The organism is uncultured Massilia sp. (assembly GCF_913773735.1).
Taxonomy (GTDB): Bacteria; Pseudomonadota; Gammaproteobacteria; order Burkholderiales; family Burkholderiaceae_D; genus Telluria.
Window position 1 is genome coordinate 1 of sequence record NZ_CAJYEB010000014.1, and the last position, 14246, is coordinate 14246.

Below are 14246 nucleotides of genomic sequence, written 5' to 3' on the forward strand. Positions count from 1 at the left end.
TGACTATATCGAGATGTTCTACAATCCAAAGCGGCGGCACAGCTTCAGCAATGACCTGTCGCCGGTCGAGTATGAGAAGCAGTATTTTCAGCGGCTGTCGAGTGTCTAGAAAACTCGTGGCGATTCAGGAAAAGGTCTCGATGGCGAGGCGCAGGGTTCACTGCCGTGTAGGCAGATCAGAAAAGGAATACGTCGATGTTCGTCGCGACTCGTTTGTTCACTGCCGTGTAGGCAGCTCAGAAAAGAGATAACGGGAGATCCCCCATGCAACGAGCGTTCACTGCCGTGTAGGCAGCTCAGAAAAGCAGCCTCCGCTACATTACTGAAATAGACCCGACTTTCGCCGGTACTGGCGCAGCGCTCAAACGTGCAAGCGCTGATGCGACTCGTGCATTGACTGATCGCGCGCCCCTAACACACTACCGTACAATCAGCCGCTTTATTTGCACTCGCCAACCCGCTCCTTGAGCAAGCGATACTGCGCCGCCAGCATCGGCACATTCGGATCGTGCCCGGTCCGCTCGACCAGCACGAATTCCTTCCGGGGCGCCTTGATCGTATCGAAGTAGCGCTTCGCCTGCGCCGGCATGGTCACCAGATCCTGCGCCCCCTGCACCATGTACACGGGCATCGCAAAGTCCGGTCCCAGTTTGTACAGGTCGAGTTTCGACGCCATGCCGTCGCCGTGCATGCCCACGAACTGCAGCCACGAATAATCCTCGCCGGCCTCGTACGCTTTCTCGTAGGACGGGGTCGCGTACACCGGTGACGGCGTCCACCACGACTTCGGCGCCGGCTCCGTGCTCATCGCCTCGTACTTGCGCGTCACGCGGCGCAGGATGCCCGGGTTGCGCGGGTCGGTCCAGGGCGGCGGGCCCAGCTTCTCGAGTTTCTCGACCGCGTCCTTGTCGCCGGCCGCGCGCGCCTGCGAGAGCGTGGCGTCGTAGCTGTCGCGCTGGGCGAAACCCTGCACCAGCTGGCCGGTCGTGACGAAGGCGCAGTACGACGCCGGGCTGCCCTTGGCCATGTGGACGCCCAGCGCCGACGACCACGAGCCGCCCATCAGGATCACCTGGCGCTTGCCGAAGCGCCCGGCGGCGTAGCGCGTGACGGCGATGCCGTCGTCGCGCAAGAGGTCGATCGTCAGCGGGGTGTCCTCGTCGATCGGCTTGCGTTCCCAGGTCTTGCCGGCGCCGCGCTGGTCCCATTGCACGATCGTGAAGTCCTGTTCCCAGGCCTTGTAGATGTTGTCGGCGTAGGGCGTCAATGGATTGCCGGGACCGCCATGCACCAGCAGCAGGACGGGGTTGGCGCAGCTCGCGCCCTTGATGCGCACCCATTGCTCGATGCCGCCGATGGTCACGTAGCCCTGTTCGTCGACGGGCTTGCCGGGCGTGGTGCAGACGGTGTCGGCGAGGTCGTCGGCGGCCCGGACGGCGCCATGGGCCAGCAGGAGGCAGCTCAGGGAGAGCAACGGGGACAGCAGGCGGGACTGGCGTGGCACGGTGACTCCTTTGCATGCGTAATCCACCATCGTACCGATTGCCAGGAAGATAAGTCAATGCATATTGCATCATCCGGTCCAGGCGCCAGCGCCGGGGCTACAATGCCGGCTTACTCATCTCCCGAGGAGCGCCATGACCCCGCTGTTCCGCCGCCTGCCGGCCGCCGCGCCGCTGCTGGCCCTTGCCGTCCACGCCTGGGCCGCATCGCCGCAGCCCGCCACCATCCGCCTCGACTACGTCCACAGCGGCAACGCCCTGGACGAGCAGTACGCGATCGACCGCGTGCTGGTCGAGCCGCTCCCCTGGCCCGGCAGCATGGCGCGGACGCTCGACGACACCAACCGCGGCAACAACCGCGTCGAGGTCGTGGATGCGAAGACGGGCGCACTGCTGTATTCGCGCGACTTTTCCACCATCTTCGGCGAATGGAAGACGACGGAAGAGGCCGGCAAGGTCAGCCGTGCCTTCCACGAGTCCGTGCGCTTTCCGAAACCCGAGCGCCCGGTGCGCGTGCGCATCCTCAGGCGCGACGAGCGCAACCAGTTCTCGGTGGCGTGGAGCGTCGACGTCGATACCGATGCGCCGGACGTCGTGCGCAAGCAGCCGCCCGGCCTCGCCAGGCCGATCCCGGTCAAGGTGAGCGGCGCCTCGCCGGACAAGGTCGATCTCCTGATCCTGGGCGACGGCTACACGCAGGCCGACATGAAGAAGTTCGAGCAGGATGCGCGCCGCCTGGCCGGCCACCTGTTCGCCGTGTCGCCGTTCAAGGAACGCGCCGACGATTTCAACGTCTGGGCGATGGCGGTGCCGACCCAGGAATCGGGCGTGTCGCGGCCCTCCACCGGCGTGCATCACGCGTCGGCGCTGGGGACGCGCTACGACATCTTCGGCAGCGAGCGCTACGTGCTGGCGCTGGACAACCGCGCGCTGCGCGACATCGCCCAGCATGCGCCCTATGAATTCATCGAAATCCTGGTCAACAACGACACCTATGGCGGCGGCGGCATCTTCGGGCAGTTCAGCACCGCGGCGGCGAGCAACGACTGGGCCGATTACCTGTTCGTGCACGAGTTCGGCCACCACTTCGCCGGCCTCGCCGACGAGTACTACACCTCGCCCGTCGCCTACCAGTCGAGCGCGGCGCGCATGGAGCCGTGGGAGCCGAACGTGACGGCGCTGCGCGATCCGGCCAGGCTGAAGTGGAAGCAGCACGTCCGGGCCGGCACGCCGCTGCCCACGCCGTGGCCCAAGCAGGAATACGAGACGCATTCGCGCGCCTACCAGACGCAGCGCGCGGCGCTGCGCGCGGCCAACCGGCCGGAAGCCGAGATGAGCGCACTGTTCCGGCAGGACCTGGCGACGACCAATGCCCTGTTCGCCAGGGCGTCCTACCGCGAGGCCGTCGGCGCCTTCGAAGGGGCGAACTACGAGGCCAGCGGCTATTACCGTCCGGCGATGCAGTGCATCATGTTCGACCGCAGCGAGCGGTTCTGCCCGGTCTGCCGGGACGGCATCGGCGACATCATCGACCTGTACGCCGGGAAGCCCGGAAACACCCGGTAACAAACGCGTGGCGGCGGCGCACCCCAGGGTGCGTTGTCGTACAGATTGCCAGGGGGCGGCAGTCTTATCCTCTTTCCAACATCTATGAGAACAGATTGGACTGGAAAGGGAATCACCATGAACAAGCTCCTCGCAACCCTCCTCTGCGGCCTGCTGGCCTCCGGCGCCTACGCCCAGACCAAGGACAACGACAAACGCTCGGCCACCTCGGCGCCGATCGGCCAGGCCGTCTCCGGCCACCACACCACCGCCGCCGGCGTCTCGGGCACCGGCCTGAACACCGATGGCAGCGCGAACACGGGTTCGGCGCATGCCGAAACCGGCCAGACGGCCGCCGGCATCGACGCCAAGGGCAAGGTCACCAGCAAGAGCACGGCCGTGATCGGCGTGGCGCCGGGCAAGGCGGACAACGTCAACGCCCAGGCGACCAATACCACCGCGCCGAACTCGCGCGAGGCCGACGCGCCGGCCACGGGCGGCCGCGGCAAGGCCGGCACCAAGGCCGAGCAGGAAATCATCGACGCCAATTCCACCGCCGTGAAAGAGCCGGCAGGCAGCCGCGTGAAGACCGCCGAATCGGCGCAGGCCGCCAGGGAAAAGCGCGCGCAGGTGAAGGAGAAAACCGAGCGCAAGATGGACGCGCGCGCCAACGGCAGCGACGGCGGCAACCGCTGAAAAATTTTGTCACAACTTTAACAAAAGCCGGTATCGCTAAGTGAGTTGCCGAACAGAGATAAAACGGCCCCACGCCTAATCTGTCAGTACAGAAACAACAAAACGGCGCCCGGCGCCACCCACCATAAACGTCAAGGAGAACCACCATGAACAAACTGCTCGCTACCCTGATCGCCGGCCTGTTCGCTACCTCGGTCTATGCCCAGACCCAGCCGCAAGTGTCCACCGCCGCCGGCATGAGCGCCACCGGCACCACCGCATCGTCGACCACCGGCAACGCCGATGCCGACAAGGACATCGCCAAGGCCGACCAGAAGGAAGCCAAGGAAATGGCGAAGCAGGACGAGAAGATCAACAAGGCCAGCGCCAAGGCTTCGGAGAAGAAGGCCGACGCACAGGCGAAGGCCGACAAGAAGATCGCCAAGGCGAACGAGAAGGTCGCCGACGCCGATCCGGAAGACCGCGCCAAGGCTGCGGCGAAGGCCGAGAAGAAAACCGCCGACGCTACCTACGACGCCCAGAAGACCATGATCAAGGCCGACGAAAAGGCCCAGAAGAAGATCGCCGACGCCAACGCCGACAAGGCCAAGGCCCACGCCAAGGGCAACGAGAAGCGCGCCGAAGCCGTGGCCGAAGCCCACAAGGACGCCGCCAAGTAAGCAGCACGCAGCGCAAAAAAACGGACCCGCGGGTCCGTTTTTTTTTGCGCGCAGGGTGCGCACCCCGTGCGCACCAGCGATCCGCCCGTAACGTCAACCGGCGTCGGTCTGCCGCATCGCGAGGTCCTTCGCCTTCAGCTTGGCCGACAGCGGCTTGCCCTTGCGCGCGCGCTTGCCGAAGTGCGGCTCCAGGCCCGATGCGAACAGCTCCACGGTGCGCGGCTTGTCGCCGGCCCAGGTGCCGATCACGTTCACGCCCTTCTGGGTGATCGGCTGCGCCGCCAGCAGGGTTTCCTTCGGTTCCAGCTCCATCAGCGTGACGCCGCGGCCGCCGTTGGTCAGCACCTTCATCTCGTCGATGCCGAACACCAGCACGCGGCCCTTTTCCGACAGGCAGGCGATGGCGCCGGCGCTGTCGGCCACCACGCGCGGCGCCAGCGGCACCGCGCCGGCGTCGAGCGTCATGAAGGACTTGCCGCCCTTCAGGCGCGTGACCATGTCGCCGGCCTTGGCGATGAAGCCGAAGCCGGTCGACGTCGCCAGCAGCAGGCGCGTCTCGGCTTGGCCCACGAAGTAGTACAGGATGCGGCCGCCGCCCGACAGGTCGACCAGCGTCGTGATGGGCACGCCGTCGCCGCGCGCGCCGGGCAGGGCGTTCACGGGCACCGAATAGGCCTTGCCGTTGTCGCCGATGCACAGCAGCGTGTCGACCGTGCGGCACTCGAAGGTCGCGCCCAGCGAGTCGCCGGCCTTGAAGGTGAACTGGGCCGGGTCGTGGCCGATGCCGGTGCGCGCGCGCACCCAGCCCTTCTCGGACACGATCACCGTCACCGGCTCGTCGACGATCTTCTGCTCGGCCACCGCCTTGGCCGCTTCCTCGATCAGCGTGCGGCGCGCGTCGCCGTACTGCTTGGCGTCCGCCTCGATCTCGCGCACGATCAGGCGCTTCATCGAGCTGGGGTTGTTCAGGATGTCTTCCAGCTTTTCCTTTTCGCCGCGAAGTTCCGCCAGCTCCTGCTGGATCTTGATCGCTTCCAGGCGCGCCAGCTGGCGCAGGCGGATTTCGAGGATGTCCTCGGCCTGGCGCTCGGACAGGCGGAAGCGCTCGATCAGCGCGGCCTTCGGATCGTCCGCGTTGCGGATGATGGCGATGACCTCGTCGATGTTCAGCAGGACCGTCTCGCGGCCTTCCAGGATGTGGATGCGGTCGTTGACCTTGCCCAGCCTGAACTCGGTCCGGCGGCGCACGGTGACGAAGCGGTAGTCGATCCACTCCTGCAGGATCTCCGACAGGCCCTTCTGGCGCGGACGGCCGTCGCCGCCGATCATCACTAGGTTGATCGGGCTGGAGGTCTCCAGCGAGGTGTGCGCCAGCAGCATCAGCGCGAACTCGGTCTTGTCCTGGTTCTTCGACTTCGGCTCGAACACCAGGCGCACCGGCGCGTCGCGGCCGGATTCGTCGCGCATCGTGTCCAGCGCCAGCAGGAAGGTCTGCTTGAGCGACAGCTGCTCGGGCAGCAGGGTTTTCTTGCCGACCTTGATCTTCGGGTTGGTGATCTCCTCGATCTCTTCCTGCACGCGCTGCGACGAGGTGCCCGGCGGCAGTTCGGTGACGACCAGCTGCCACTGGCCGCGCGCCAGTTCCTCGATGGTCCAGCGCGCGCGCACCTTGAGCGAGCCGCGGCCGGTCTCGTAGATGTCGGCGATGTTCGAGGCCGGCGTGATGATCTGGGCGCCGCCCGGGTAGTCCGGGCCGGTGACCAGGGTCATCAGCTCGGCGTGGGTGATCTTCGGGTTGCGGATCATCGCGACCGCCGCGCTGGCGACCTCGCGCAGGTTGTGCGACGGGATCTCGGTGGCCATGCCGACCGCGATGCCGGACGCGCCGTTGAGCAGCAGCATCGGCAGGCGCGCCGGCAGCGTGCGCGGTTCCTCGCTGGAGCCGTCGTAGTTCGGCTGGAAGTCGACGGTGCCCATGTCGATCTCGTCGAGCAGCAGGCGCGACACCGGCGTCAGGCGCGCCTCGGTGTAGCGCATCGCCGCCGCGCCGTCGCCGTCGCGCGAGCCGAAGTTGCCCTGGCCGTCGATCAGCGGGTAGCGCAGCGAGAAGTCCTGGGCCATGCGCACCAGCGCATCGTAGACCGACTGGTCGCCGTGCGGGTGGAGTTTACCGAGCACGTCGCCGACCACGGTCGCGGACTTGCGCGGCTTGGCGGTCGGGCCCAGGCCCAGTTCGTTCATCGAGTACAGGATGCGGCGCTGCACCGGCTTCTGGCCGTCGGCCACGTCCGGCAGCGCGCGGCCTTTCACGACCGAGACCGCGTAATCCAGGTAGGCGCGCTCGGCGAAGGTGGAAAGGGTCAGCTTCTCGGCGTCGTCGTCCGAGGGGGCGTTTTGTTGTTCGAAGAGGTTTGCTTGACTCATGGTGGTATGTGTTCGTATTCGGTCGGGCGTGCAGTTGGTGGGCACGGGGTGCCCACCCTACGGGCTTGTCGTCGCGGCCTCAAAACCGTCGCCCCGGCGGAGGCCGGGGCCCAATGTCACGTCTTGGTGCAGTTGGTGGGCACCCCGTGCCCACCATCACCAGCCGGATCAGATGTCGGCCTCGGTCTCGTTCCCGTGCTCTTCCAGCCACGCCCTGCGGGCCGCAGCCTCGCCTTTGCCCATCAGCATGTTGAAGCGCGCCGACGATTCGGCCAGGCCGTAGTCGCCGAAGGCGACGGGCAGCAGGCGCCGGGTGTCCGGGTTCATCGTGGTTTCCCACAGCTGTTCGGCGTTCATCTCGCCCAGGCCCTTGAAGCGCGAGATGCTCCACGTGCCTTCCTTCAGGCCTTCCTTCTTGAGCTTGTCCTCGATCGCGATCAGTTCGCCGTCGTCCAGCGCGTACAGCTTCTGGATCGGCTTCTTGCCGCGCGCCGGCACGTCGACGCGGTACAGGGGCGGACGCGCCACGCAGATGTGGCCGTTGCGGAACAGGGCAGGGAAGTGCTTGAAGAACAGCGTCAGCAGCAGGACCTGGATGTGCGAGCCGTCGACGTCCGCATCGGACAGGATGCAGATCTTGCCGTAGCGCAGGTTGGTCAGGTCGGGATTGTCGTCCTGGCCGTGCGGGTCGACGCCGATCGCCACCGCGATGTCGTGGATCTCGTTGTTGGCGAACAGTCGGTCGCGGTCGGTTTCCCAGGTGTTCAGCACCTTGCCGCGCAGCGGCAGGATGGCCTGGAATTCCTTGTCGCGGCCCATCTTGGCGGAACCGCCGGCCGAGTCGCCCTCGACCAGGAACAGTTCGTTGCGGGTGATGTCCGAGGATTCGCAGTCGGTCAGCTTGCCCGGCAGCACGGCCACGCCCGAGGATTTCTTCTTTTCGACCTTCTGCAGCGAGCGCAGGCGCGACTGCGCCTGCTTGATGACGAGCTCGGCCAGCTTGCGGCCGTACTCGACGTGCTGGTTCAGCCACAGCTCGAGCGGCGGCTTGGTGAAGGTCGAGACGAGCTTGACGGCGTCGCGCGAGTTCAGGCGTTCCTTGGTCTGGCCCTGGAACTGCGGATCCAGCACCTTGGCCGACAGCACGAACGACACGCGCGCGAACACGTCCTCGGGCAGCAGCTTCACGCCCTTGGGCAGCAGCGAGTGCATCTCGACGAAGTTCTTGACGGCGCCGAACAGGCCGTCGCGCAGGCCGGATTCGTGGGTGCCGCCGCTCGGCGTGGGGATCAGGTTGACGTAGGATTCGCGCACGACGGCGCCTTCCTCGGTCCAGGCCACGACCCAGGCCGCGCCTTCGCCCTCGGCGAAGCCCTCGTCGCCGGCGGCCGCGTACTGCGCGCCCTCGAACAGCGGGATCAGGGTCTGGCCGTTCGCGCTCTGCGCCAGCGCCTCGGTCAGGTAGCCGCGCAGGCCTTCGTCGTAGCGCCAGGTCTGCACGTCGCCGGTCTTGCCGTTGGTGAGCGTGACGGTCACGCCCGGCAGCAGCACGGCCTTCGAGCGCAGCAGGCGCTGCAGCTCGGCCATCGGGATGTTCGGCGAATCGAAGTACTTGCCGTCCGGCCAGGCCGTGACGCGCGTGCCGTTCTTCTTGCCGCCGCGTTCCGCCGGGCTCGAGGTCAGCGGCTCGATCACGTCGCCGTCGGCGAACACGAGGTGGTGCTGGCCGTTGCCCTGGTCGTCCTTGCGCCAGACGGTGATTTCCAGGCGCTTCGAGAGCGCGTTGGTCACCGACACGCCGACGCCGTGCAGGCCGCCCGAGAACGCGTAGGCGCCGCCCGATCCCTTGTCGAACTTGCCGCCGGCGTGCAGGCGGGTGAATACGATCTCGACCGTGGACACGCCTTCTTCCGGGTGGATGCCGACCGGGATGCCGCGGCCGTCGTCCTCGACGGTGATCGAGCCGTCGGCATTCATCGTCACCGCGATGTTCTTGCAGTGGCCGCCCAGCGCCTCGTCCGAGGCGTTGTCGATCACTTCCTGGATGATGTGCAACGGGTTCTCGGTGCGGGTGTACATGCCCGGGCGCTGCTTGACGGGCTCCAGTCCCTTCAGGACGCGGATGGAGGATTCGCTGTAGTCGGGTGCGGTTTTCTTGGTGGCCATGCTGTTATCTAGGTAATTCGGAGGCGAATGCCTGCGCATTCTATCTTGTCGCGCGGAAAATAAGGGACCGCATGCATGCGGGAGACGGCACGATCTTGAACAATAAACTGTATGGAAATACAGTATTTTTGCCTGCCTGACGCAAGTTTGCAAGCGATATGAGGATCGTGGCGCCCGCCCGCAAATCCGGTTTGCTGCCGAGCAGCGACAGGTGGCCGTGCCAAAACGACATTTTTTACACATCCGAATCGTGCGCGGCCGTGGGCGAGGATATATTGGAATCATGGCAGAGGACAATGACAAGCGCGATACTGCCGGCCCGCCGCTGGACGGCCATTCAGGCCCTCCGCGGGTGCCGGACCGGCGTGCCAATGGAGGTGCATCGCGCTACCTCCGCTCCGGCGACACGCCCCTGAACCTGGCGGGACGGGTACTGCGGTCGCGCTGGCGCGCGCTGTCCGAGCGCTTCAGCCGCGACTTCATGCGGCGCACGCTGCGCATCGGCGTGTCGGCGCGCATCTTCCACCCGGAGTCGGGCTCGACGGGCCTGCGCAGCAAGAACCTGCAATACCTCGAAGAGTCGATCGCCCAGTGGGTCATGTCGCGCGACGTGCTGGTGTTCATGGTCCCGACCGTGAATACCAACGGCCTGCTCCATCCCAGCAACATCACGATGCGCCACTACGCGCGCCACCTGGACGGCCTTGTGCTGCAGGGCGGCGCCGACGTCTCGCCGATGACCTATTCGGAGTCGCCCACCCGCCCCGAGTGGAACGGCGACCGCGCGCGCGACGTCTACGAGCTGGAACTGCTGCACGAGTTCGTCGATGCCGGCAAGCCGGTGCTGGGCATCTGTCGCGGCTGCCAGTTGATCAACGTGGCCTTCGGCGGCAGCCTGTACCAGGACGTGGCGACCAACCTGCCGGGCTCGCAGCCGCACGTGCACGACATCTACGATGCGCACCGCCACGACATCGTGTTCCCGCCCGGCTCGTCGCTGGGCAAGATGTTCCCCAACGTGTCGCGCGCGGTCGTCAATTCGATCCACCACCAGGCGGTCAAGGAACTCGGCCGCGACATCCACATCGAAGCGATGTCGGAACCCGACGGCGTCGTCGAGGCGATCCGCTACCAGCGCGCGCCCTTCGTGATGGGCCTGCAGTGGCACCCGGAATTCCACCGCGCCACCGGCGGCGACCTGCTCGACTGCACGCCGGTGCTCGACGAATTCCTGCGCGCGGCGCGCGAGACGCGGCTCTGATTCCAGTCGGCAAGCGTGCTTCACCGGTGGGCTTGTTCCTTTACATTCGAATGGAAAGGAGACCACGATGAACCACGCCCCGGATCGGCAGGAAACCCGTATGCCCGCGATGAAGTACAGCACGTTCGGCTGGATGATACTGGCCGGCACCGTCATCATGTATGGTCTGATGTACCTGAACGTCTATGCGGCGGACCACATCTTCTTCAGCCAGACGCGCGCATGGATGGCCCTGATCATGGGCGCCACGATGGCCGTGGTGATGTTGGCATTCATGTGGAACATGTATCCGAACAAGGCCGCGAACGTCGGCATCCTGCTCGCCAGCGCGGCCGTGTTCGGCGCATCTCTGTGGCTCGTGCGCAGCCAGGCGACCGTCGACGACGTCGCCTACATGAAGGCGATGATTCCGCATCATTCGATCGCCATCCTGACCAGCGAACGCGCCGGCATCCGCGACCCGCGCGTGCGCCGGCTGGCCGACGGCATCGATGCGACGCAGAAGAAGGAAATCGCCGAAATGAAGTTCCTCATCCAGGACATCGAGCGCCGCCACTGAGACAGCCTCGCACGGCTGAAATGCGCTTGCATCGGCCTTGATCTCCGGTCATAATCGTAATGAGAATCATTATCAATTATTGGCCGTCGAGATCAACCCAGCCAAGGAGGTGATATGGACGACGATTTTCTGGATGAATTACGCCTGCCCGCCACGCCCGGCTCCCGGCATGCGCTGATGGTGGCGTCGCTGCTGCACCTGATGTCCCACTACACCGTCAACAGCGCCGCCGGCCAGGCGCGCGACGGCGGCCCCTGCGTCAGGCTGGCCTCCGTCATCGAGCGCCACCTGCACGCGCTGGCGCGCCTGCCGGACGCCGACCCGGTGCTGCGCGCCACCTGCGAGCAACTGAGCGCGCAATGGGCCGCGCTGGTCGACAGCGGCCTGCCGGCGCCCGTTCCCAAGCGCCCGCTGCTGGCGCGCATCCTGCGGCCGGTGGCGCGCAAGACCGAGGCGGGCGCGGCCCCCGCTTTTGTCGGCTGAACATCGGCGCAGGATCGACGCCATATCGACGCCATGCCGGCCGAATGGCCGGCGGCGGCGTTGCGCCTTGCGGCCGGGGCAAGATCGTTCATCGCCCGGAACGGGCCTCGAGCCTGGCGATCGCCTGCCTGGCTTCCGCCTGGTCGGGCCAGAACCCCAGCACGCGCCGGTATGCCTCGAGCGCCAGCACGTCATCGTGTTTCTTGTCGTAGGTCAGCGCAAGGTAGAACACCGCGCGCCCGCTGTCCGGATAAAGGCTGGTCGCGAGCTGGTAGATGTCGGTCGCTTCGGCATACCGTCCCGCCTCCAGGAACTTTTCGCCCCACGCGATCAGGGCCCGCTCGTCGGGCTTGAAGCCGGGAGCGCGTTCGTGCATGCCGCGGTACAGCGTCGCCAGGTCCCGGTATCCCTGGCGGGCGTAGTGCGTGGCCATCGTCGCCAGCGTCGCCGGTTCGCCTTCGGCACGGTGCACGTCCACTGCCAGCAGGTGCGCGGGCACCGCATTGGCCGCGGGCTTGTTGGCCAGGAAGGCCAGGCCGGAGGCATCGCCACGCAGGTAGGCGTCCAGGAAAGCGCGCACATAGCGTCCCATCCAGCCGTGGGCGAGCAAGGCGTCTTCGCGTGAATATTCGCCGAAGCGCTCCTCGGGGCCCAGCCGCAGCGACTCGCCCTGGAAAGCCGCGTGCTCCATCGTGTACATGGTGACGTTGTACAGGTCCGAATACCTCATCTGGTTCATCAGGCTATAGCTTGCCGCCACTTCCTTCGCCCGGTTCATGGCTTCCGCATTGGACGGCTTGCCGCCCAGGTAGAGCATCGGCAGCGCCAGTCGTTCTGGCGTTGCATACGTGGCCTGTTTCACGATGGAAGGGAAGTAACGAACTGAACCATCGAGCGAAACCAGCGCGGAAATGCGGTCGTCGCGCGCCGCGGCCAGCACATTGGCCAGGCCGCCGAAGCTGTAGCCCATCGCCGCGACATGGCGAATATCGGCCTGCGGCAGGGTTTCGGCATAACCCAGCAGGAATGCGATGTCGCGTGCCTGCGACTCGGCGGAATCGAGGTCGAGGTCGATGCTGCGCGTGTGCGTTCCGAGGCTGGGACTGGCGATGACGATGTAGCCGTGGCTGGCAAGGTATTCGCACAGGTCGGCATTTTCGTGCGCGGACATGCTTGACCCTGGCGCATAGATCACGATCGGAAATTTCCCGGCAGCGGGCCGGGCGTCGCGCCGGGCCAGCATGGGTTGCGCCAGCGCGGCCTTGTTTTGCCCGGCATCGAGGATGGGATAATTGTCTTGCATGTAGGTGAGCACGAAACGATCGACCGCGGCGGCCTCCAGCCCGAAATGTTCTTCGGTGGCGGCCGTGCGCACGTAGTCCGCGTAGCGCAGGGCCGTACCCGTGCCGCGCCGCGCCGGATACCACGTCAGCGCCTGGATCGGGCGCCACCGTTCGCCCTGCGTGGGCGCGCCGGTCAGGAGGTCGATCTTTCCAGGGTAGGCGCGCGACCGGTCCTGGAACTGCACGAGGCGCAGGCCGACGTCATATTCTCCTGGACCGCCCGGAAAGACCGGAGTGGCCGCGATCGCGACACCGGAAACCAGACCCGATATGATCAAAAGTAATAATTTGCGCATCTATGCTTTTCCATCCTCGACAGGCATCATTCGACAACGACGAGTCTAGGGACAAGGGTTTTATCGGGTCAATCTTGATTCCGGAAATCGATATGAAGATAAATCCATTTGCACGATGAATGACGATCTGTCGGCGCCGGAAGCCGCCGCCATCCTGGGCATCAGCGTGGCAACCCTGTACTCCTATGTGAGCCGCGGCCTGCTGACGGCCGTCGGCCCGGCGGGCGCGCGCGGCAAGCGTTACCCGCGGGAGCCGGTGCTCCGCCTCGCCGCGCGCAAGGCCGATGGCAAACGCGGCGGCCACCTCGCCGAAGCCTCGATGCATTGGGGCGTGCCGGTGCTGGAAACCTGCATTTCCCGTATCGACGAGGGGCGGCTCTACTATCGTGGCCACGAGGTCGTCGTGCTGGCCGCCGAAGCGAGCCTGGAAGACGTCGCGTGCCTGCTCTGGAATCATGCCCGGCACGACTATTTCGGCGATACCTCCCCGGCATTGCCGACCGGACCGTTCGACAGCCTGCGCGCCGTGACGGGCGCCATCGGTCCCCTGGAGCGCGCCATGGCATGGTTGCCTGTGCTGGGACATGGCCTGGCGACGCCCACGCACGACGTCGACGCCATCTTGCGCCAGGGGCCGGTGCTGATGCGCCTGCTGGCAGGTGCCTTGCTGGGCACGACATTGTCGTCGTTGCCACTGCACCAGCAGATCGGGCGGGCATGGGATGCAACGCCGGCCGAATGCGATCTGATCCGCGCCGCGCTGGTCATTCTGGCAGAGCACGAACTCAATGCATCCACCTTCACCGTGCGCTGCGCCGCCTCGACGGGCGCGAGTCTGGCGGCAACGCTGGGCGCCGGTCTGGCCGCGTTATCCGGACCCAAGCACGGCGGCAGCATCCAGTCGGTCAAGGCAATGCTCGACACCGCGCTGGCCGCACCATCGCCCGCGCAGGTCGTTGCCGGTCATTTTCCGGCGGACGGTTCCGCTCCGAACGGCTACACGCATCCGCTGTACCCCGACGGCGATCCGCGCGCCAGCTTCCTGCTTGAACGCTTGTCGCCGCTCTCGTCCACCGTGCCGGAGGCGAGTGCAATCATTGCGCTCGGCATCGATGAAGGTGCGCGACGCGGCATGTCGCCCAACCTGGACCTGGCGCTGTCGGCGATGCAACTGGTATTCGGTTGGCCGGACGCGGCACCCCTGATCCTGTTCGCATTGGCGCGTTCGGCCGGCTGGATTGCCCACGCGGCCGAGCAGATCGCCGAAGATGCGTTGATCAGGCCGCGCGCCCGTTATGTGGGCCGCTTCTGA

Annotated in this window: 12 protein-coding genes; 8 read left to right on the forward strand and 4 right to left on the reverse strand. The window is 66.1% G+C overall.

The genetic code is table 11. The features are described 5' to 3' along the window. A partial coding sequence (locus QZ749_RS05245) for an IS3 family transposase (protein WP_296944544.1) occupies positions 1 to 109 on the forward strand: 109 nt, incomplete at its 5' end. Between the two features lie 330 nt (positions 110 to 439). Here the strand turns inward: QZ749_RS05245 and QZ749_RS05250 are convergent. Further along, positions 440 to 1504 (reverse strand): alpha/beta fold hydrolase, encoded by a 1065-nt coding sequence (locus QZ749_RS05250; RefSeq protein ID WP_296944100.1) that lies wholly within the window; start codon positions 1502 to 1504, stop codon positions 440 to 442. Positions 1505 to 1637: 133 nt separating this feature from the next. Between QZ749_RS05250 and QZ749_RS05255 the strand changes: the two genes are divergently transcribed. From QZ749_RS05255 to QZ749_RS05265, 3 genes are all read left to right on the forward strand, one after another. Continuing rightward, the gene (locus QZ749_RS05255) at positions 1638 to 3068 is read left to right on the forward strand and encodes an IgA Peptidase M64 (protein ID WP_296944102.1); all 1431 of its coding nucleotides are present in this window, start codon (positions 1638 to 1640) and stop codon (positions 3066 to 3068) included. A gap of 117 nt (positions 3069 to 3185) precedes the next feature. Beyond that, entirely contained in the window at positions 3186 to 3743 is a 558-nt protein-coding gene (locus QZ749_RS05260) for a hypothetical protein (protein ID WP_296944105.1), read from the forward strand. A 146-nt stretch (positions 3744 to 3889) separates the two neighbouring features. After that, positions 3890 to 4402, forward strand: a complete 513-nt coding sequence (locus tag QZ749_RS05265; protein WP_296944107.1) for a hypothetical protein — start codon at positions 3890 to 3892, stop codon at positions 4400 to 4402. A 93-nt stretch (positions 4403 to 4495) separates the two neighbouring features. Here the strand turns inward: QZ749_RS05265 and parC are convergent, their stop codons facing one another. Together parC and QZ749_RS05275 are read right to left on the reverse strand one after the other, a co-directional pair. Further along, positions 4496 to 6826, reverse strand: coding sequence for a DNA topoisomerase IV subunit A (gene parC, locus QZ749_RS05270; RefSeq protein WP_296944108.1), 2331 nt, complete (start codon positions 6824 to 6826; stop codon positions 4496 to 4498). Between the two features lie 168 nt (positions 6827 to 6994). Continuing rightward, the gene (locus QZ749_RS05275) at positions 6995 to 8992 is read right to left on the reverse strand and encodes a DNA topoisomerase IV subunit B (protein ID WP_296944110.1); all 1998 of its coding nucleotides are present in this window, start codon (positions 8990 to 8992) and stop codon (positions 6995 to 6997) included. A gap of 283 nt (positions 8993 to 9275) precedes the next feature. On the opposite strand from QZ749_RS05275, the gene QZ749_RS05280 reads away from it, so the two are divergent. From QZ749_RS05280 to QZ749_RS05290, 3 genes are all read left to right on the forward strand, one after another. Beyond that, on the forward strand, positions 9276 to 10253 hold the full coding sequence (locus tag QZ749_RS05280) for a gamma-glutamyl-gamma-aminobutyrate hydrolase family protein (protein ID WP_296944112.1): 978 nt from the start codon (positions 9276 to 9278) through the stop codon (positions 10251 to 10253). A gap of 100 nt (positions 10254 to 10353) precedes the next feature. Continuing rightward, entirely contained in the window at positions 10354 to 10812 is a 459-nt protein-coding gene (locus tag QZ749_RS05285) for a DUF305 domain-containing protein (RefSeq protein WP_296944115.1), read from the forward strand. Between the two features lie 114 nt (positions 10813 to 10926). After that, entirely contained in the window at positions 10927 to 11295 is a 369-nt protein-coding gene (locus tag QZ749_RS05290) for a hypothetical protein (RefSeq protein ID WP_296944118.1), read from the forward strand. A gap of 88 nt (positions 11296 to 11383) precedes the next feature. On the opposite strand, the gene QZ749_RS05295 is transcribed toward QZ749_RS05290, so the two are convergent. Further along, the gene (locus QZ749_RS05295; RefSeq protein WP_296944121.1) at positions 11384 to 12934 is read right to left on the reverse strand and encodes a hypothetical protein; all 1551 of its coding nucleotides are present in this window, start codon (positions 12932 to 12934) and stop codon (positions 11384 to 11386) included. A 115-nt stretch (positions 12935 to 13049) separates the two neighbouring features. Here QZ749_RS05295 and QZ749_RS05300 point away from each other — a divergent pair, with 115 nt between their 5' ends. Continuing rightward, positions 13050 to 14246: a citrate synthase family protein gene (locus tag QZ749_RS05300; protein ID WP_296944123.1), complete on the forward strand. Its 1197-nt coding sequence runs from the start codon at positions 13050 to 13052 to the stop codon at positions 14244 to 14246.